The organism is Actinoallomurus soli (assembly GCF_024055715.1).
Lineage (GTDB): Bacteria > Actinomycetota > Actinomycetes > Streptosporangiales > Streptosporangiaceae > Actinoallomurus > Actinoallomurus soli.
Map to the genome: position 1 here is coordinate 297,195 of NZ_JAMXMV010000009.1, position 19,440 is coordinate 316,634.

Genomic DNA, 19,440 nt, shown 5'->3' on the forward strand with positions numbered 1-19,440 from the left:
GGTCGGCGGTAGTCGATTCGGCGGTAGTCACAGGACCCTACGAGGCTTCCTGCACGGTGAGCTGCGCGTTGACGGCCTCGATCAGGGCTCGAGGGGTGGGCGAGTCGAACAGCGTCGAGTCGTCCAGCGTGATGCCGAACTCCCGCTCGATCCGGCTACCGGTCTCCAGCAGCGCCAGGGACTCATAGCCGAGCTCGATGAACTCGGTGTCCATGGTGCCGACGTCGACGTCGGCGCCGTCACTCTCGCCGGCGGCCTCGTGGAGGATGCGCTTGAGGTCCTGAACGGTGAATTCACCGGATGCCATGCTCGTTCCCTTCGTTCGGTCCGTTCAGTCGGTGGATCGCAGGACGACGGCCGAGTTGAAGCCGCCGTGGCCTCGCGCCAGGACGACGGCCGCGTTCACGGACGCTCGCCGCGGCAACGTCGTCACCAGGTCGAGGTCGTACTCCGGAGAGAGGGTGACGTTCGCCGTCGGCGGGATCACTCCCGTCCGCATGGCCAGGAAGGCAGCGGCGACGTCCAGCGGAGCGGCGCCCGAGCCGAGCCTGCCCGTCATGGTCTTCGGCGCCGTGACCGGGACCCCGCGGCGGCCGAACACCTCGGTGATCGCCGTGGCCTCGACGCGATCGAGCTCCGGGACGGCGGCCGCGTCGGCGAAGACGACGTCGATCTCCCCCGGTGACAGGCCCGCGTCATCGAGCGCGATCTCGATCGCCTTCCGCAGCGCCGGCTCCCGCCCGCTGCCCGGCCTCGGGTCGAACGTGGACCCGTAGCCGCGGATCTCGCCGTAGACGCGGGTCACACCGCGCCGGCGCGCGGCCTCGGCGTCCTCGATGATCAAGAGGGCGCCGCCTTCGCCGGGCACGTGCCCGGCCGCGTCGGTGTCGAAGGGGAGGTAGGCCCGGTCCGGCTGCTCGCTGGTGCTCAGCCTTCCGCCGGCGAGCTGCGCCACCCACCCCCACGGGCAGATCGACGCGTCGACGCCGCCGGAGAGGATCAGGTCGCTGCCCTTGCGGATCAGCCGGCGCGCCTGCGCGATGGCGTCCAGCCCGCCCGCCTGGTCGCTGACGAGCACGCCGCTGGGGCCGCGCATGCCGTTCCGGATCGAGATCTGGCCGGTGTTGACCGCGTAGAACCAGGCGAAGGACTGGTACGCGCTGACGTACTGGCCGCCCTTGCTCCAGAGGTTCTGCAGCTCTCCCTGGCCGAACTCGAAGCCGCCGCAGGAGCTGGCGGTCACCACGCCCATCCCGAACTCGGGCAGGTCCCCCGTGCTCACCCCGGCGTCGGCGAGCGCGTGATCCGCGCCCACCAGGGCGAGCTGGGTCATCCGGTCCGTCTGCGGGATGAGCCTGCTCGGGAGGTGGTCCTCCGCGCTGAACCCGGACACCTCGCCGGCGAGTCGCGCCGGATATCGCTGGGGGTCGAAGCGTGTGATGCGGCCGATGCCGCTCTTACCGCCGCAGGTGGCGGTCCAGTAGTCCTCCGCGCCGAATCCGTTGGGAGAGACGACGCCGATGCCGGTCACGACGGCCCGCGAGGTCATGCCGGGTTCCTCTCGGGACGGGTCAGGACCATCGCGCTCTGGAACCCCCCGAAACCGCTGCCCACCGTCAGGACCGTGTCGGTTCGCCAGTCGCGCGCGGTCAGCGGCACGTAGTCCAGGTCGCACTCGGGGTCGGGCACGTGCAGATTCGCGGTAGGAGGGACCACGTTGTTCTCCATGGCCAGGACCGAGGCCGCGATCTCGATCGAGCCGATCGCGCCGAGCGAGTGGCCGACCATCGACTTGATAGAACTCACGGGCGTACGGCGGGCGTGCTCACCGAGGCTGCGCTTGAAGGCGGCCGTCTCGTGCCGGTCGTTCTGCTTGGTGCCCGAGCCGTGCGCGTTGATGTAGTCGACGTCCTCCGGATCCGCCCGCGCCTCGTCCAGTGCCGCGCGGATCGCCTCGGCCATCTCCCTGCCATCGGGACGCAACCCGGTCATGTGGAAGGCGTTGCACCGGGAGGCGTATCCGGCGATCTCGGCGTACAGGTGGGCGCCACGGCGACGCGCGGACTCCAGCTCCTCCAGGACGAACATCGCGGCGCCCTCACCGAGCACGAAGCCGTTGCGCGTGCGGTCGAAGGGCCGCGAGGCGTGCTCGGGATCGTCGTTGCGCGGCGTGGTCGCCTTGATCGCGTCGAAGCACGCGACGGTGATCGGCGAGATCGGCGCGTCCGTGGCACCGGCGATCATCACATCGGCCGTGCCGTCGCGGATCAGCTCGACCGCGTAGCCGACCGAGTCCAGCCCCGAGGTGCAGCCGGTGGAGACCACGGTGGCCGGCCCCTCGGTACCGGCCGACCAGGCCACCTCGGCCGCGAAGGAGCTCGGCACGAAGTAGTCGTACAAGTGCGGGACGGCGTACTCATGGTCGACGAGGTCGAGCCGGCCGCCGTCGCTGACCACGCGGTACTCCCGGTCCAGGCCCATGGTGGCGCCCACGGCGCTGCCGACGGTCACCCCGGCGCGATGAGGCGCGACGTCGTCCAGGTCCAGGCCGCTGTCGGCCATCGCCTCCCTCGCCGCGACGACGGCGAACTGCGCCGCCCGGTCCATGCGGCGTATCTCCTGCGGCCCGAGACCGTGCTCCCAGGGATCGAAGTCCGCCTCGGCCGCGACCCGGGAACGGAACGGCGACGGATCGAAGAAGGTGATCTCCCTGGTCGACGTCCGGCCTTCGCTGAGGAGGCTCCAGAAGTTCTTGACCCCGATGCCTCCCGGCGCCAGTACCCCGATTCCGGTGATGACCACTCGCCTGCCGGTCACGCGGACTCCCAGCTGTAGAACCTCTTCGCCATGGCGTCCGCCGGCGATCGCCAGGTCGCCGGGTCGTAGGGGTCGATGAAGGGCTTGAGGTCCGCGCTGATCCGAATGAAGCGCGGATCGGTCTTCGCCTCCTCGATGAGCTCCCCGCCGTTCTCGCCGTCGAAGTCCTGGAGGTGGAAGTACAGGCCGTGGAACGAGAAGAGCTGACGTCGCCGCGTGCCCATGCGATGGGGCATGTCGGTCTCGTCGAAAGCGCGGAAGAGCTCGGCCACCTCGGCGCTCGAACGAGGGTCCATCCTGGCCACGATCAAATTGCTGTGCATTGTAGCGCCACCTCGGTCATTCATGGCAGCAACGTGCGCGTACGCCGGGGAAGAGCGCCTCCATTCCGGATGTCAGGGTCAGGCCCCTTGTCGCGGGGTTCGCGCGCCCCCGGCCCACTCCGCCGTCACCTGTCCTAGGACGGGGAACCAGCCATCGCCACTTTGCGCCGCGGCTCTCAAGAGAGAGCCGAGAAAGCGTCGAAGCTCGCTGGAGACCCGGTTCCCGGCGGGCCCCGGCACGGCGGTGGACGATCGTCTGCAGGAAGAATGGCACCGGGCGTTCCGGCGAAGATTTGGGAAATGCCCGGAATAGGGGATCGCCGGCCGTAGGCGCGCGGCCCGGGATGATGCCGAGCGAACCCGGCCAAGCCGACACGAGACCTCAGGGATGCTGGGAAACGTCGGTGGCCCGTGGGACGATTCCCCGTGTGACCAGCAGACCCGACAACGCGCAGCACCTGCGCGACCTCGCACGCCTGCGCCGTGTCCGCGACCGGATCGACCGGGAGTACGCACAGCCGCTGGACGTCGAGGCCCTCGCCCGCGGTGTGAACATGTCGGCAGGGCACCTCAGCCGCCAGTTCCGCGCCGCCTACGGCGAGTCGCCGTACTCCTACCTGATGACGCGGCGCATCGAGCGTGCGATGGCGCTGCTGCGCCGGGGGGACCTGAGCGTCACCGAGGTCTGCTTCGCGGTCGGCTGCTCGTCGCTGGGCACGTTCAGCACCCGCTTCACCGAGCTGGTCGGCATGCCGCCCAGCACCTACCGGCGGCAGGCGACGGGCGCGACGGCCGGGATCCCGGCGTGCGTGGCGCAGCAGGTGACCAGGCCGATCAGAAACCGGGAGGCGCGGCTCACCGAGCCGCAACCGGCGTGACCACCGGGGCCGCGCTCGGCGTCGCGGCCCATGGAGCGGCTCCGTCTCAGGTGGTGGCGAACCCCACCAGGACCCGGGCGAGCATCTCCGTCTCGATCCTGTGCCACGAACCGGGCAGTTCCAGCCCCCAGCCGTTGGGCAACGCGGCCGCGGTCGCACGGGCCGCCGCACGCAGCCAGTCGCCCGTGCCGTCGCTGTTGAGGATCAGCGCCGGCGTCCGGAGAGCGGCGAGACGCTCGGCCGGAACCTGGAAGTCCCCGCAGATCTCCGTGTCGTAAGGGAGGGTGTGGGCGTTCGCCTCGTTCGTCGCCCACAGCGGGCCCTGCCGCCAGTCGGCGATCATCTCGGGCGGGAGGCCCAGGAGTTCGGCGAGGAAGTACTCCGAGGCCTCACCGCGCTCCCCGCCCGCCAGCAGGCCCCGAAGGTGCTCCATGAAGTCGGCCGGGGGCTTCGGATAACCCTCGACCCGGTAATACGGCTCGTGCAGCGCCAGTTTGGTGATCGGTGTGCCGGCCATCGCCGCTTCGAGCGCGAGGTTCGCCCCGATGGATCCGGCGAACACCACCGCCTGGCCGCCGGCCTCGTCGATCACCGCTTCGAGGTCCTCGATCTCCCGCTCGACGGCGTAGGCGGGGGAATCACCGCTCTCCCCCCGGCCGCGGCGGTCGTAGACGTACGTCGTGCAGTGCGGCGCCAGCTCCGGAACCAGGGAGTCGAAGATCGTGTGATCACGGAAAGCGCCGTTGAGGAGCACGATCGGCGGGCCGTCGCCGGCCTTCTCATAAGCGATCGTCGTGCCGTCGCGCGAAACGACCTTGTTCATGACGCTCCCCTCACACCGAATGGATGCATTCGCGTCGCCAATTTCGAGCATGCCGGTTGACGGCCGGTCGAGAATCGGTAACAACCATCGGAGGGTGGCGAGCGTGTTGACTTCTGCGCAGCGAGTAATCGCGGCACTAAAAGCCCAACGAACCGAGACATTATCAGCCGAGCCGACTCGACAGCAAGACACGGAAGTCGCCCCCAAGGCGACCCCTTGATCATTAACGCGCGGCCGTTGCGGCAGAGCGTTTCCGCAGGTGGGGGCACTCATATGCGCAGGTGAGGCCGCTCGACGGGCACGGCGAAACCATCCGGTAAGTGCTCTTGATCACGGCCGGCTCGGACCCAAGAGCCCGTACACAACCCAAACACGGAAATCAACACGCGATCCAGGTGACAAAACTATGACTTTGCCCGGCAGAGTCCCCGGATTAGTCTCTTATGCCCCGCCCGAAGTCCTGGATGCGTCGTTAGGCCACCCCTTTTCGCTATGTGACATTCTCACTGGAAATTTGAGCCGCCCTAGAGGCATGCTCAGCGGGACAGAGATCCGCCTGTTACACGAGGGGTATGAGGAGACGGCATGAACCGGGATCCCAGGCCGCTGAGCATCGGGCTGCTCGGCCCCCTGTCCCTGCGCCTGAACCAGACGCCGGTGAGGACCAGCGCGCCCAAGCAACGTCAGGTCCTGGCGGTGCTCGCGCTGAATGTGGGCCGGGTCGTCACAGTACCGACGCTCATCGAGGAACTCTGGGCAGATTCCCCGCCGCGCAGTTACGCAACGACGTTGCAGACTTACATCTTGCAACTGCGGAACGCGCTCGCTGCCGCGAATTCCGGCAACCCGGACGCACGGCAGATGCTCAGCACCCGCCACAACGGTTATCTGCTTGAGGAAGACGCATGTCGCACGGACGTCGAAGTGTTCGACCGGCATGTACGTGCCGGTCGCGCGGCCGCCGAGGAGGGTGATCATCGCCTCGCGTCCGAGGAGTTCAATCGCGCACTGCAGCTGTGGCGCGGCCCTGCTCTGGTGGACGTACGCATGGGTCGTGTCCTGGAGATCGAGGCGGCGTCGCTGGAGGAGTGCCGGCTCGGCGCGCTCGAGCGGCGCATCGAAGCCGATCTGGCCCTGGGCCGGCACGCCGACCTGCTCGGCGAGCTGACGCTCGTCACGGCCAGGAACCCGATGAACGAGAACCTCTGCGCGTTCTTGATGACCGCTCTGTACCGCGCGGGGCACGTGGGGCGCTCGCTGCAGGCCTTCCACCGCCTCCGCTCCGTCCTGAACCGCGAGCTGGGCGTCGAGCCCTGCGCGAGACTGCAGCGCCTGCAGGCGGCCATCCTGTCGGGGGATCCCGCGCTGGTGCTCCAGGGCTGACGTGATCAGGGCCGGGCGCCGAGCCCGGCCGGACGGGCCCACGGACCTCCCGTCGCCACGGCGTCGACCGAGATCGACGAACGGCGGGAACTCCGTGGGCCTTCTGCCGTCCGCGGCCCGGACGCGCTCTGAGCCGGATCGCCCGAGCGCCGGCCTGTCACCGGAGAACGCGCGAGCGGCGCGCCGCGCCGCCTGAGCCGGATCGAACCGGTGGATCAGGCGGCACCGCGCGCCGCTGCGAATGGAGCACCCGGGCGGAGCCGCGAATGGGGCACCCGGGCGGAGTCGTACGCCGCTAAGGGTTCAGCACCCACGCGGAGTGGTGCTGGGTGAAGCCGATGTGCGGGTAGTAGTCCGTCGCCGCGGGTGCCGACAGCAGCACGATCTTGGCCTGCGGCGCCTCTTTACGGGTCGCGTCGATGAGGGCTCTTCCGATGCCGGACCGCTGGTGCTCACGGGCGACCGCTATGTCGGAGAGATACGTCACATAAGAGAAGTCCGAGACGCTCCGCGCGATGCCCACGAGCTCGCCATCGACGCGGCAGGTCACGACCAGGTTGGCGGTCCGCACCATCGCCGCCATGCGTTCGGTGTCCGCGATCGGCCGGCGTTCGCCCAGCCCCGATGACCGGTAGACCTCGAGCACGTCGTTCAGGTCCAGGTCGGCGCCGTTCTCGCGCTTAATGTCCCAGGTCACGCAGGGCTTCCAATCGCTCGAAGATGACGTCATGGTGCGTGAGGAAACGCTCCGGCCGCAGCGGGCCGACGTCGATTCCCTCGGCCCGGAGAAGAGTACCGAGATCCCCGTCGCCGGATATCGCGCCGTTCGCGGCGGCCTGGATCGCCCGGTAGGCCCGTTCGCGCTCCGTACCGCCCTCCAGGAGGTCGGCCAGCACCGCCGAGCTGTACGCCAGGCCGTTGGTCTGGTCGATCGCGGCGCGCATCCGTTCCGGGAAGACCTCGAGCCCCGCCACCAGGTCCGCGGCCGCGGTCGTCTGGTAGTGCGCGACGATCAGCGCGTCCGCCATGGCGACCCGCTCGACGGACGAGTGGGACAGGTCCCGCTCGTGCCAGAGCGCCACGTTCTCCAGCATCGTTCCCGCGTACCCGCGCAGCAGCCGGGCCAGCCCGCAGAGGCGCTCGCTGGTCGTCGGGTTGCGCTTGTGCGGCATGGCGCTCGACCCCTGGTAGGCGGCCGTCCGGCTCTCCTCCACCTCGCGCACCTCACTGCGCGACAACAGCCGCACCTCGGTGGCGATCTGCTCGATGCAGGCGCCGAGCGTCGCCACCGCCTGCAGGAGCTGGGCGTGCCGGTCGCGGGCCACGACCTGGCTCGGCGCGGGCTCGACACCGAGGCCGAGTTCGGCGCACACGTACTTCTCGACGAAGGGGTCGATCAGCGCGTACGTCCCGACGGAGCCGGAGATCGTGCCCACCGCGACCTCCGCGCGGGCGGTCTCCAGCCGGCGTACGGAGCGGTCGATCGCGAAGGCGAACCCGGCGAGCTTGTGGCCGAACGTCGTGGGCTCCGCGTGCATCCCGTGCGTACGCCCGATGCAGACCGTGTCCCAGTGCTTCACGGCCTTGTCCACCAGCACGCCGCGAAGCCGGGCCGCCGCCTGGAGCAGGAGGTCGCAGGCACGGGCGAGGGTGTGCCCCAGGGCCGTGTCGACCAGGTCATAGCTCGTCATGCCGAGGTGCACCCACCGCGCGGAGTCGTCGGGGATGCCCTCGCAGAAGGCGGCCAGGAAGGAGAGGATCTCGTGGTCGCGCTCGCGCTCGTGCTCGGCCACCCGTGCCGCGGACGGCGCCGGGGCGCGCCGGATGTCGGCCAGCGCGCTCTCGGGGACCCGGCCGAGCAGCGCCTGCGCCTGAGACGCCAGAACCTCCACCTTGGCCCAGGTGGCATAGCGGGCCTGATCAGACCAGAGCTCCACCATTTCGGGCAGTGAATAACGGGAAATCATGATCGCAGTCCCTTCAAAATCATAACTGCCGAGCGCAGGATACAAATGCGGGCGGCGAGGTGTATAGCAGGCCTCCGCCGGAACGCCCCCGACTTCTCCGTGCGTGCTGTCGTTCGACTGCCGATTCTCCCCAGTTGAACGCCCTGAGCCCGACGACTTCCGGATTTACTTATCCGAGCTTGCCGCACCCGGCGCGTTTCTCCGCGTTCGCGACTTGCACCGCATTCCACCGGCGTCATGTAGTTGGGCTGTGTCAGTCTTCACCGCCACGGTAAATAAGCAGCCGATCTGCCGCAGCATTCACGAGACGCGGCAGGCGTTCCTCCAAGGTCGTTCCACGGTCGCCGAGCACGTGCGATCCGTGCTCACCGCCATCCGCGAGACCGACGCGGGGCTCGGCGCCTATGTCGCGGTCGCGGACGATCGCGCGCTGCGGGAGGCGGAGGCGGCCGACCGGCTCATCGCCGGCCTCGGCGCGGCCGCCTTCCGCGACCGGCCGCTCCTCGGGGTCACGCTCTCGGTGAAGGACCTCATCCAGACGCGGGACCTCCCCACCAGGAGAGGGTCGCTTCTGCCGCACCGCCGCGCCGCCGCGGACGCGCCCGCCGTGGCGCGCCTCCGGGCGGCGGGTGCGATCGTCGTGGGGAAGACGGCGACGTCGGAGCACGGGTGGAGCGCGAGCACCGTCAGCAGGGTCGCCGGCCCGACCCGTAATCCCTGGGCGCGCGACCGGTCCGCCGGAGGCTCGAGCGGCGGCTCCGCCGCCGCCGTGGCGGCGGGACTGTGCACGGCGTCGCTCGGCACCGACGGAGCGGGATCCATCCGCATCCCCGCGGCGTTCTGCGGCGTGGTCGGGTTCAAGCCGTCCTTCGGCCGGATCCCGTACGTGCCGCCCTGCGCCGAGCGGCTCTCGCACGTCGGGCCGCTCGCGCGGAGCGTGGCCGACGTCGCCGAACTCACGTCCGTGCTGACCGGGCCGGACCCCCGCGACCCGGACTCGCTGACCGGGCCGCCCGCAGCCGGGACGCGGCCCGCCCCGCTGCGGATCGGCTGGATCGAGTTCCCGCGGACGTCCGACGAGGTGCGCGGGGTGACCGAGGACGTCCTGCCGGCGCTGACCGGGCTGGGGCACCGCGTCGACCGCGTCGACGTCCCCTTCCCCGACCCGTACGCCGCCCTGGTGGACGTCCTCGCGGCGACCGAGGCGAGCGGCACGGCGCCCGAGGACGAAGAGTGGTGCGACGAGGGCAGGCTCGCGGTCGTACGGTACGGGCGCTCCCTGAGCGGCGCCGCGGTCATGCGCGCCGAGGAGACGCGGCTCGCGCTGCGGGCCACGCTGGCCGCGGTGATGGAGGACTACGACCTCCTGGCGATGGCGACCGTTCCGGCCGAGCCGTTCGCCGCCGGCGCGATCGCCCCGCCCTGGGCCGCCGACCCGGAGGACCTGCTCTGGCTCGCGTGGTCGCCCGCCACCTATCCGTTCAACATCACCGGCCAGCCGGCCCTGTCCCTTCCCGCCGGTTTCACCTCCGACGGGCTCCCGGCCGGGCTGCAGCTCGTCGGCCGGGTCGGCGATGACGACCTGGTCCTCTCGGCCGCCGGACGCATCGAGGCGGAACTGGCTCTCACGATGGTGCCTCCCGCCGGGCACCCGAAAGGGGAATGAACATGATCTCCAGGCCATGGTCCCGGTACGGCGACGAGAGCGGCGTCGGGCGCCCCTCGTTCGTGGCCGAGTTCGGGCTCTGGGACGACCGGCAGACCGCCGCGGCCGAGCAGGTCGAGGTGGAGCTGGACGAGGTCGATCTCGTACGGGTCGTGTTCTGCGACCCGCACGGACTGGCCCGCTCCAAGACGGTGCCCGCGAACGTCTTCCGCACGGTGCTGCGCAACGGCATGGACTTCAGCGCCGGGCCGTTCCTCTTCGACACCGGCCACGCCGTCGCCGTCGACTTCCTCGCCGACTCCGGCGTGGGGGTCGGCGAGCTGCTCGGCGCGGGCGACTTCGTGCTCGTCCCGGATCCGCGCACCTTCCAGGTGCTCCCCGGGACCGAGCCGAGGACCGCGTGGGTGCTCGGGAACGAGTACCTGCGCGACGGCTCGCCGCACCCGCTCGCCTCCCGTGACGTCCTGCGGCGTGTCTGCGCCGAGTACGCCAGGCGCGACCTGGCCCCGGTCATCGGCCTCGAGGTCGAGTGGTACCTCACGCGCCTGATGGGCGGGCCGCCCGGCAACGCGGGGAACGGTTTCGGCCTGCAGGGACCCGCCCCGGCGGTCGAGGCGATGAATCCCGGCTACCAGTTCAACCTCGACGCCTACTACGACTCGGTGGCCGAGGTCGCCGACCCGCTGGCCGGGATGCTCATGGCGCTCGGCCTGCCGTTGCGCACGCTCGAGCACGAGTCCGGTCCCGGGCAGCTCGAGACGACCTTCGGCCCGATGCTGGCCCTGGACGCGGCGGACGCGATGCTGCTGTTCCGTACCCAGGTCAAGCGGTTCTGCAGGCGCCGCGGCTTCCACGCGTCCTTCATGACACTGCCGCGCCTGGACGGTTTCGACCCCAGCGGCTGGCACCTGCACCAGTCCGTCACGAGCACGAAGACGAACGCCAACGTGTTCGCGCCGGACGGCGGCGCGCAGGACACCATCTCCTCCGAGGGAGAGGCCTATGTCGAGGGCCTGCTGTCCCGCGCGCGGGAGTTCTGCCTGCTGTCCGTTCCGACCGTGAACGGCTACCGGCGGATGGATCCGCGGTTCACGCTGTCCCCCACGTCGGTCGACTGGCGCTTCGAGGACCGCAGCGCCATGGTCCGGGTGCTCAGCGGTGACAGCTCCACGCACGTCGAGAACCGGATCGGCGAACCGTGCGCGAACCCCTACCTGGCCATCGCCTCCCAGCTCTACGCGGGCCTGGAGGGACTGACCGCCGGCACGCCGGCGAACCGCGCCGCGTATCCGGCGCTGCCGAACTCGCTGCCCGAGGCGCTGGACGCCTTCCGGGAGAGCGGCCGCGCCGAGGAACTGCTCGGAACACCACTGAAGACCTGCCTGACGAAGCTGAAGGAGAGCGAGGCGTCGCGGTTCGGCGAATGGTGCGCAGCCCAGCAGCCGCCCGCGGACGAGGTGACCGAGTGGGAGCACCGCGAGTACTTCGGTGTCTTCTGACCGCAGACGAATCCCTGTTACCTGAATTGAAGGAGAGAAAGTCATGTCACGGTACGAATGGGGAGAGACGAACCCCGCCATCGAAAGGCTCAAGGAGTCCATCGAGCCCGCCCGTCAGAAGGTGATCGGTCATCCGCTGTATCACCAGTTGAACACGATGGACGCGGTGGTCACCTTCATGGAGCACCACGTGTTCGCGGTATGGGACTTCATGTCGCTGCTGAAGTCCCTGCAGCGCAGTCTGACCTGTGTCGAGGTGCCCTGGGTGCCGTCCGGGCCGACCGGCAGCCGCAGGCTCATCAACGACATCGTCCTCGTCGAGGAGAGCGACGAGCTCGGGCAGGGCTTCATCAGCCACTTCGAGCTGTACGTGGAGGGCATGCGGCAGGCGGGCGCCGACACGACCCGCGTCGACGCCTTCCTCGGCCTGCTGCGCGCCGGCCGGCCGGTCCTCTCGGCGATCACGGAGGCGGACGCGCCGAAGCCGGCCGCCGAGTTCGTGGCCAGGACGTGGGACTTCATCGAGAACGCTCCGGTGCACTGTCAGGCCGCGGCGTTCGCGTTCGGGCGCGAGGACCTCATCCCGGACATGTTCGACCAGGTCGCCGCGCTGAACGCGGAGTTCGGCGCGCTGTCGACGTTCGTCGACTACCTCAGGCGGCACATCCAGGTGGACAGCGAAGAGCACACGCCGATGGCGATGCAGATGCTCGCCGACCTGTGCGGCGACGACGACGGCGCATGGGCGCAGTGCGAGGAGACCGTCAACCTCGCGCTCGCGGCCAGGACGAGCCTGTGGGACGGCATTCTCGGCAGGATCCTCGAGCGCTCCCGCTGATCGGACCCGATCTCCCATCCCCCGGGCCCGCACCCCCACGGGCCCGGGGGCGTCGCCAGAAACCAAGGTGAGGACACGACATGCCGTGGGCGAAGGAAACCCCTCCCGCAGCGAACACCGGGCGCGCGGAGCGGATCGCGCACCGATCCCGGAACGAGAACTGGAAGAAGCCGCCGCGTCGCATCGAGGCGTCGGAATGCATCACGTGCGACACGTGCCTGCGTAACTGCCCTCCTGAATTCGGGGCGATATTCGATCGCGGACTGGACGTCGTCATCATTCCTGAACTGTGCTCCGGCTGCCCGGTGTGCGTGATGGTCTGTCCCGTCGACTGCATTTATGTGGATGAGCAATGGACCCCGACCGAGGCCCAGATGTGGGACCACATCGAGCTGACAGCCGAAGGAGAGTCGCGATGACCTTGCCGATCGAACGGGATACCGGGCTGTCCCGTAAGGCCGCGCTGGCGAAGGCGCGGCAGAGCCGCCGGCCCAGCCGGCTCGGCCGGCGGGCCGGGACGGCGGCCGAGCCGGACTACCCGGTGGCCGAGGACGCCGGGTTCCCGGGACTGCTCAAGCGGGTCTGGCGGGAGGCGTCCGCCGCTCCGGACCTGCCCTCCGCCGTGGACACCCTGCTCACCCTCGCCGGGCACGTACCGGCGGACATCCAGCTGCGGGCGCTGCCCGTCGCGGACGAGTGCGCGCTGAAGGTCCTGTTCGGCAGGTCGTGGCGAGGGGACGGCATCGAGGCGGCCCGCGACGCGGAGGTGGTGGGCGACGCCGAGGCGGCCCGCGCCATCGGGGCGGCCGACGATGCCGAGGCGGCGTTCCTCGGCGAGGTCGGGCTCAACACGAGCGGCCGGGTCGTCCTGCGCGTTCCCTCGAAGGGGCCGCTGTCCGGCGCGGAGGAACTCGTGGGCGGCGTGCTGCGCGTGCCGTGGTCCGGCCGTGACCTGGCGGACTACCAGGCCGAGCTCGCCCGCGCCACCGCGCGCTTGCGGGACTCGGTCGCCGACTGCCGCGCGTGGCTGACGGCGGCCGGCCCCGACGGCCGCCGGGACATGCTGGAGACCCTGAAGGAGGCGGCCCGCCGTACGGCGCCCTTCGTGCTGTACTCCGGGGACCGGCAGTACACCAACTTCCGCGACCGGAACACGCTGACCGGGAAGACGCTGTGGCCGGGTCACCCCGACTGCGCGCTGAGCAGTCTGGCGCCGATCCCGCTGGAGCTGTGGTCGGACAGCGACGTGCTGATGGTGACCTGCCTGACGCTGCTGGTGCGTTCGGCCGGCTTCGCCCGGATCGAGGAGGCCAACGGGACACAGCTCACGATCGACCACGTGGCCCACCTCCTGGAGCGGACGCGCCTGGCGTACAACGGCGTGCCCGGCGGTGGGCAGGTCCCGCCCGCGGCCTCGCCCCGGGTGGCGGCGCTCGGTGACCTCGCGGAGGCGGTCGCCCGGCGGCGCCGGGAGATCACCTCGAAGGTTCAGCTCTACCGTGAGATCCATGGTCCGCTGATGCACAAGATCGAGCGCGTCGCCGGCGCTCCCGCCGGCGACGCGCGGCGGCTGGAGGCGGACCTCTGCGCCCGCGTACGCGACCGGTTCCCGGTCACCGGCGACACGCTCGGGGAGCTGGGCGCCGCCATCGCGGCATCACCCGGGTGGCTGGCCGAGCCGCACGGCGAGTTCGGGACGGGCCTGGAGTCCCTGGTCCATGAGACCGTCCGCGCGGCGACCGCGACGTTCGACGCCGACTTCGCGATGAGCCGCGGGATGCGGTCGCTGACGGCGCTCGTCACGGCGCTGCGCGAGCAGGAGTGGGCGGAGATCGCCACCTGGGACCTCCCCCACTTCTTCTGCTGCGTCGTCCCCACGCCCGAGGCCCGGCGGTACTTCGCGGACTCGCCCGCGCAGCTGGCCGACGTCGCCTGGTCGATGTCCGCGCGGATGCAGTACAACTCGTGGCACTTCCTGGTCGGCAATCTGCCGAAGTCCCCCGAGATAGCCGCCCGCGACTACTTCGTCCCGCCCACGATCCCGGACATCGCGTACTACTCCGACCAGCATCACCACGGCCACGTGGCCGCCAAGGTGCGCTTCAGCATCCGCAGCCCGCAGTCGGTGGAGGTGCTGGGCCGGGCGTTCAACGGCTTCGTCGATCTGCGGCTGCTGCGCTGCGAGGGGCTGCCGTTCGACGAACAGGACCTGCTCGCCGCCCATCGCGCCTCGGGCTTCATCGCCAAGGCCACCGGCCTCGCCGCCGCGCTGGCCGCCGAGGGCGCGGACTTCGACATCACGGCGTTCGACACGCAGTGGCACTGGGAGAAGATCGCCCGGTCCCCGCGCTGATCGGAGGTACCGGGACGGACGGACGGCGAGCCCGCCCTCGTCGCACCACCGTTCGCCCGACACCTGACGCCCGACGCCCGACGGAATCGACGCCCGGCCGTGGACCGCCCTGTACGGGCGGGCCCACGACCGGGCGTCGATGGGTGTGGCCGGTCCGGTCAGGCCGTCGCCGGCTGCGGTGCCGACCGGGTGTGGACGACGCGGTAGGTGTTCCAGTCGGTCGCGGTCGTCAGCGCGTTCCGCCGGTCCTGGCTCTTGCGCCGCGCGGCGGGCCGCTCGTCCTCCGCGAGCGCGCGGTACGCGTCGTAGGAGCCCTTGCCGTCCCACTGGGAGTAGACGACCACGAAGTCGTTGTCCGTGCCGATGGCCGCCAGGCCGCTGCCGCCGTCGGGGCCACGGGACCGGATGCCGCGCAGCACGGTCTGCGAGCGGTAACCCGGCACGTCCACCAGCCAGTCGTGGGCCGCTCCGAGGACGCCGATCAGGTCGGTCTGGTCGCGGGGCTCGACCCCGAGGATCTCGATGACCGTGTAGTCGTCGCGGTCCGGGGAGATCTCCGTGACGTCGCCCTGCGCGGGGTGGCGCCGGCTCGACTCCACCTCCGTCTGCATCAGCCGCATGTACGTGGTGATCTGCTGGAACACCGGCACCGTGTGGTGCTTGAACTCGGCGCCGTCGTACCGCGACTCCAGGTCCTGCCGACCGCGCCACTGGATGAAGTTCGCGGTTCCCGCCTTCTCGTGACCCCGGTGCACGGTGCTGGAGATCCAGCCGGGGAAGGCCGCGGTGTCGACGATCGCCCGCATCTCGTTGACCAGCCGGTCCACCCGGTCCGGCGCGTCCGTCTTGAACAGGTTGAGGACCGTCAGGTACCCGTCCTCGGGATTGATGAACGGCATGTTCTCCTCGCTTCTTCCGGTTACCGTGCCTACGGCCGTGCGCCCGCCGCGGCGGGCGTCACGCCGTGGTGACCTTCCTGTGGCCGGCCGAACCAGCGGGTCAGGGCCTCCGGCAGGCCCGTCGCCCCGGCCCCGCCGGAGCCGATCCACGCGATGTAGCCGTCCGGCCGCACCAGCGCGGCCTCGATGTCCGCCAGCGCGCCGTGCGGGCGGGAGGTCGTGGTGACGACGTCGATCCGGTCCGCCCACGGCGCGGCGGCGGCGCGCACCTTCCCGTCGCCGGCCAGGTCGAGGACGACGCCGCGCCCGGCGTTCAGGAGCCGGAAGGCGCGCGCCGTGCCGGACGGCCCGAAGTCGCCCGTGAGCTCGGCGTCCGGCAGCCGCCGGCCGAGCAGCGGGTGGTCGCCCGCCCCGACGTCGTACCGGATGTCCAGGCCGGTGACCATGCCGACCAGCAGCTCCTGGACCTCCTCATAGGCCAGCAGCTCGGTCAGGACGGCCCGCATCGGGTCCATCTCGTCGCCGCTGAGGTACAGGATCCGCTGGGCGAGCGTGTTGACCAGGATGCGGGCCCCGACCGGGTGCCGCTCGGTGTGATAGGTGTCCAGCAGGTCCGCGGGGGCATGACCGTTGATCTCGGCGCCGAGTTTCCAGCCGAGGTTCACGGCGTCGCCCACGCCGGCGCTCATCCCCTGGGCGCCGATCGGCAGGTGGATGTGCGCGGCGTCGCCGAGAAGGAAGACCCGCCCCCGGCGGTACTCCGCCGCCTGGCGGCTCGAATCGGTGGTCCAGCTCGTCCACAGCGGCGTGGCGCCGCTGATGTCCTCGCCGGTCAGCCGGTTCCACGCGGCGGCGATCTCGCCGAAGTCCGGCGCGCCGTCGCCCTGTCGCGTCCCGCCCCGCTCGTGGAGGATCACGCGGTTGATTCCCGGGCCCGTCGGCAGGACCATGACCATTCCGCCCGGTACGCGCTCGCCGGAGAACCGCGGCCGCAGGTCGCAGCCGGCCACGTCGGCGAACCACAGCTCGATGGCCGGATCGCTGCCGGGGAAGTCGACGCCGATCAGCTTGCGGACGGCGCTGCGGGCGCCGTCGCAGCCGGCGACGTACCGGGCGCGCAGGCGTTCGCGGCCCTCCGGCGTGACGACGTCCACCGCGACGCCGTCGTCGTCGGAGGCGAGCCCGGTGACCTCGTGCTCCCGGCGGACCACGGCGCCCTGTTCGGCGGCCCACCCGGCCAGCACCCCCTCGGTGAGGGACTGGGGTTTCCCCCGCGCGCCGTAGGAGCCGCCCTCGACCACCCGGTAGTCGATGGGCAGCCCGCCGAAGTGGCCGAAGGGAATGGTCTGCAGGTCGCCGAAGCGCGGCAGCAGCCCTCGCTGGTCGAACTCCTCGATGGCGCGTGCGGAGAAACCGAGCGCACGCGACTGCCTCGTCGGCTCGGCCAGCCGTTCGAGGACGATGGTACGGACTCCGGCCAGGCCCAGCTCACCCGCGAGCATGAGCCCGGTGGGGCCGGCCCCCACGATGATGACGTCCGCGTCAAAGCCTTGCATCGTCCTTCCCTTCTTCCGCGCGCAGCAGCCTTCCGAGCGCCCGGTCCAGGTCCTCATCTCCGTCGTCGGCCCAGGCGACGTAGCCGTCGGGCCGCAGGAGGAGGGTGGTGATCCCGGGGAGACGGTCCTCGTCAGCGGTCGCGCGAATCGTCGGTACGGCGAATCGGCCGAGGTCGCCGGCGGAGTCCGTGCGGCCGGCGGACTCCCCGCGGCCCGCCGGGCCGGTCAGCCGTACGAGGACGGGCTCGGTGCCCGTGGCCCGTAGCGGACCCGACTCCGTCCGCAGCCGGAGGTTCGGGACGCGCCGCCCGGCCAATGAGGAGCCGGGAGGGCCGTACCGGTCGTCGAGGTTGCCGGCGACCCTGGCCAGGTGGTCACGGACCTGCGGCAGGCCGGTCAGCTCGGCGAGCACCGCGCGCAGCGGCTCGATCTCGGGTCCGCCCAGCAGCAGGAGCTCCTGGGCCGCGACGTGGTCGAGCACCCGTGCCGCGGCGGGATGCCGCTCGTCGTGGTAGCCGTCCAGCAGTTCCGGCGACGCCCAGCCGTTCACCGTCCCGGCGAGCTTCCAGCCCAGGTTGACCGCGTCCTGGAGTCCCACGTTCAGCGCCTGGCCGCCGATCGGCATGTGCCAGTGGGCGGCGTCGCCGGCGAGGAGGACCCGCCCCCGCCGGTAGGAGTCGGCCTGGCCCCTGGCGTTGTCGAAGGAGTCCAGCCAGACGGCGGTCCCGCCGGAGATGTCCTCGCCGGTCACCTTCTCCCAGAGCCGTACGACCTCGGCGAACTCCGGCGGCCCGGTGCGTTCGGCCACTCCCTGGCCCGCCGCGTGCATCATCACCCGGGTGACGCCGTCACGGGTCGCCGCCACCGCGAACCCGGTCGCGAGGCGCTCGAATCTCCGGTCGCGGATCTCGACGCCCGTCAGGTCGGCCCGCAGCAGTTCCTTCGTCGGCGCCGTGGCCGAGACCGGGAACCCGCACAGTTCGCGCACGGTGCTCTGGGCCCCGTCGCACCCCACGACGTACCCTGCCCGGATCCGGACGTGGCCCTCGGGGCCCCGTACGCCGCAGACGACGTGGTCCGGCAGCTCGGTGATCTCGGTCAGCTCGTGCGCCCGCAGCAGTGTCGCGCCCAGCGCCTCGGCGCGCTCGCCGAGGACGGCCTCGGTGCGGTACTGGGGCACCTTCCAGTTGCCCGCGTAGTCGCTGTCCAGGCCGGACAGGTCGAACCCGAGCCCGCCGTAGTGCGACCGCGGCTCGTGCGCGGCCTCGTCGAGCAGCGCGTCGAACCCGCGTTCGTGCAGGAGCTCGGCGGTCAGGGTGCTGAGCTGGCTGGCCCGCGATTCGGTCATCGGGACGGCCAGCCGTTCGACGACGACGACCGGCACCCGGGCCCGGCCGAGCTCACAGGCGAGCAGGAGCCCGACCGGTCCCGCGCCGACGATGACGACCGGCGTGGCCGCCTCGGATCGGGTCACGACGCCGCGCGCTCGCCGCCGGAGCCCTCGGCGTAGGCCTTCGCGGCGCGCAGGGTGGTCATGCTGTTGCCGCTGAGGGCCGTACGCACGAACCGCTGCGCGGTCTCCGCGTCCGCTCCGGCGCCGAGGACCTCGGTGATGCGCTCCGTGTTGATCCGCACCGTGTGCCGCGACGTGACGGACACCCCCGCCCCGTCCCGCTCCTCGATGAGCCAGCGCCCGGTGTGCAGCGTCATCAGCGCGGGCACGACGATCTGCTTGTACACGATGCTCGTGTACGGCCGGCAGACGCGTACGGACCGCGTGGTGTGCACCGATCCGTCCTTCGTCGAGGTGTCCATCTCGAGTATCTGCAGGCCCGGCGTCTCCTCCTCCAGCGACACCCGGGCCACGTGCGGGAGCCGCTGCGACCAGAGCCGCGCCTCGTTGATGAAGTCGTAGACGTCCTTGGCGCTGCCGTCGACCGTCACCGTGTCCTCGAAGGTGATGAGCCGGTCGGGCCCGGTCAGCTCCGCGCTCGTCTTGAGCGCGGCCAGCTCCGACCTGCTGTTCCGCTCGACCGCCTGGTCGATCCACTCCAGATCGGCGGGATCGTCGCTCGCCGCGAAGTAGTCGTGCAGCAGGCGCACGCGGCATTCGGACGCGGAGACGGGTTCCACGATCCACTTCCCGCCCATGCCGCCGACCGGGTACTGGGACCGCTCCTGGCGGAACGAGACGCTCATCTGCTCCGGGTCGTGCTCACGCCTGGACGTCCAGGTCTTGGCGGCGCCGTTCGCGGTCGCCCAGAGCCGGATCAGCTCGGAGTTCCCGTCCCTCTCCACGCACTCGGCGTGCACGGTCGGGGGGAAGATCTCCGGCCACCTGCCGACGTCCGCGATCAGCGCGTACACCCGCTCGGCAGGAGCACTGACGTTGATCTCGTGTTCGGTGTCACGCACCGCGCTCGCAGCCACGATTCCTC

General features: G+C 70.9%; 18 protein-coding genes. 7 read left to right on the plus strand and 11 right to left on the minus strand.

Annotated elements, in window-relative coordinates; genetic code table 11:
- Positions 1-37 precede the first annotated feature (37 nt).
- The 4 genes from NDW01_RS23700 to NDW01_RS23715 are packed head-to-tail and all read right to left on the minus strand — an operon-like array spanning position 38 to position 3,164.
- The gene (locus NDW01_RS23700) at positions 38-307 is read right to left on the minus strand and encodes an acyl carrier protein (RefSeq protein WP_252823467.1); all 270 of its coding nucleotides are present in this window, start codon (positions 305-307) and stop codon (positions 38-40) included.
- 24 nt (positions 308-331) lie between these two features.
- A complete protein-coding gene (locus tag NDW01_RS23705; RefSeq protein WP_252823468.1) occupies positions 332-1,549 on the minus strand; it encodes a ketosynthase chain-length factor in 1,218 nt (405 codons plus the stop codon).
- Entirely contained in the window at positions 1,546-2,817 is a 1,272-nt protein-coding gene (locus NDW01_RS23710) for a beta-ketoacyl-[acyl-carrier-protein] synthase family protein (protein WP_252823469.1), read from the minus strand. The genes NDW01_RS23705 and NDW01_RS23710 overlap by 4 nt, the downstream gene beginning before the upstream one ends.
- On the minus strand, positions 2,814-3,164 hold the full coding sequence (locus NDW01_RS23715; RefSeq protein ID WP_308211768.1) for a TcmI family type II polyketide cyclase: 351 nt from the start codon (positions 3,162-3,164) through the stop codon (positions 2,814-2,816). The genes NDW01_RS23710 and NDW01_RS23715 overlap by 4 nt, the downstream gene beginning before the upstream one ends.
- A gap of 404 nt (positions 3,165-3,568) precedes the next feature.
- On the opposite strand from NDW01_RS23715, the gene NDW01_RS23720 reads away from it, so the two are divergent.
- Positions 3,569-4,018 carry a helix-turn-helix transcriptional regulator gene (locus NDW01_RS23720; protein ID WP_252823470.1) on the plus strand — a complete coding sequence of 150 codons (450 nt, stop codon included), beginning with the start codon at positions 3,569-3,571 and terminating at the stop codon, positions 4,016-4,018.
- Positions 4,019-4,064: 46 nt separating this feature from the next.
- On the opposite strand, the gene NDW01_RS23725 is transcribed toward NDW01_RS23720, so the two are convergent.
- Entirely contained in the window at positions 4,065-4,841 is a 777-nt protein-coding gene (locus tag NDW01_RS23725; RefSeq protein ID WP_252823471.1) for an alpha/beta fold hydrolase, read from the minus strand.
- Between the two features lie 585 nt (positions 4,842-5,426).
- On the opposite strand from NDW01_RS23725, the gene NDW01_RS23730 reads away from it, so the two are divergent.
- Positions 5,427-6,224, plus strand: a complete 798-nt coding sequence (locus NDW01_RS23730; protein WP_252823474.1) for an AfsR/SARP family transcriptional regulator — start codon at positions 5,427-5,429, stop codon at positions 6,222-6,224.
- A 295-nt stretch (positions 6,225-6,519) separates the two neighbouring features.
- Here the strand turns inward: NDW01_RS23730 and NDW01_RS23735 are convergent, their stop codons facing one another.
- Together NDW01_RS23735 and purB are read right to left on the minus strand one after the other, a co-directional pair.
- Positions 6,520-6,921, minus strand: a complete 402-nt coding sequence (locus NDW01_RS23735) for a GNAT family N-acetyltransferase (protein ID WP_252781625.1) — start codon at positions 6,919-6,921, stop codon at positions 6,520-6,522.
- Positions 6,905-8,191, minus strand: a complete 1,287-nt coding sequence (gene purB, locus NDW01_RS23740; protein WP_256512779.1) for an adenylosuccinate lyase — start codon at positions 8,189-8,191, stop codon at positions 6,905-6,907. The genes NDW01_RS23735 and purB overlap by 17 nt, the downstream gene beginning before the upstream one ends.
- A gap of 250 nt (positions 8,192-8,441) precedes the next feature.
- Between purB and NDW01_RS23745 the strand changes: the two genes are divergently transcribed.
- From NDW01_RS23745 to NDW01_RS23765, 5 genes are all read left to right on the plus strand, one after another.
- Positions 8,442-9,857: an amidase gene (locus tag NDW01_RS23745; RefSeq protein ID WP_252823479.1), complete on the plus strand. Its 1,416-nt coding sequence runs from the start codon at positions 8,442-8,444 to the stop codon at positions 9,855-9,857.
- A 2-nt stretch (positions 9,858-9,859) separates the two neighbouring features.
- The gene (locus NDW01_RS23750; RefSeq protein WP_252823491.1) at positions 9,860-11,356 is read left to right on the plus strand and encodes a type I glutamate--ammonia ligase; all 1,497 of its coding nucleotides are present in this window, start codon (positions 9,860-9,862) and stop codon (positions 11,354-11,356) included.
- A 43-nt stretch (positions 11,357-11,399) separates the two neighbouring features.
- A complete protein-coding gene (locus tag NDW01_RS23755) occupies positions 11,400-12,194 on the plus strand; it encodes a DUF3050 domain-containing protein (protein ID WP_252823501.1) in 795 nt (264 codons plus the stop codon).
- A gap of 80 nt (positions 12,195-12,274) precedes the next feature.
- A complete protein-coding gene (locus NDW01_RS23760) occupies positions 12,275-12,613 on the plus strand; it encodes a 4Fe-4S dicluster-binding protein (RefSeq protein ID WP_252781630.1) in 339 nt (112 codons plus the stop codon).
- Positions 12,610-14,547: a hypothetical protein gene (locus NDW01_RS23765; protein ID WP_252823503.1), complete on the plus strand. Its 1,938-nt coding sequence runs from the start codon at positions 12,610-12,612 to the stop codon at positions 14,545-14,547. The genes NDW01_RS23760 and NDW01_RS23765 overlap by 4 nt, the downstream gene beginning before the upstream one ends.
- 158 nt (positions 14,548-14,705) lie before the next feature.
- Here NDW01_RS23765 and NDW01_RS23770 read toward each other — a convergent pair whose 3' ends face one another.
- The 4 genes from NDW01_RS23770 to NDW01_RS23785 are packed head-to-tail and all read right to left on the minus strand — an operon-like array spanning position 14,706 to position 19,432.
- A complete protein-coding gene (locus NDW01_RS23770; protein WP_252823505.1) occupies positions 14,706-15,446 on the minus strand; it encodes a hypothetical protein in 741 nt (246 codons plus the stop codon).
- A 29-nt stretch (positions 15,447-15,475) separates the two neighbouring features.
- Positions 15,476-17,002, minus strand: a complete 1,527-nt coding sequence (locus tag NDW01_RS23775) for an FAD-dependent monooxygenase (RefSeq protein WP_252823507.1) — start codon at positions 17,000-17,002, stop codon at positions 15,476-15,478.
- Entirely contained in the window at positions 16,989-18,476 is a 1,488-nt protein-coding gene (locus NDW01_RS23780; RefSeq protein ID WP_252823509.1) for an FAD-dependent monooxygenase, read from the minus strand. Before NDW01_RS23780 ends, NDW01_RS23775 begins: the two co-directional genes overlap by 14 nt.
- Positions 18,473-19,432, minus strand: coding sequence for an aromatase/cyclase (locus NDW01_RS23785; RefSeq protein ID WP_252823512.1), 960 nt, complete (start codon positions 19,430-19,432; stop codon positions 18,473-18,475). The genes NDW01_RS23780 and NDW01_RS23785 overlap by 4 nt, the downstream gene beginning before the upstream one ends.
- Positions 19,433-19,440: the final 8 nt, after the last annotated feature.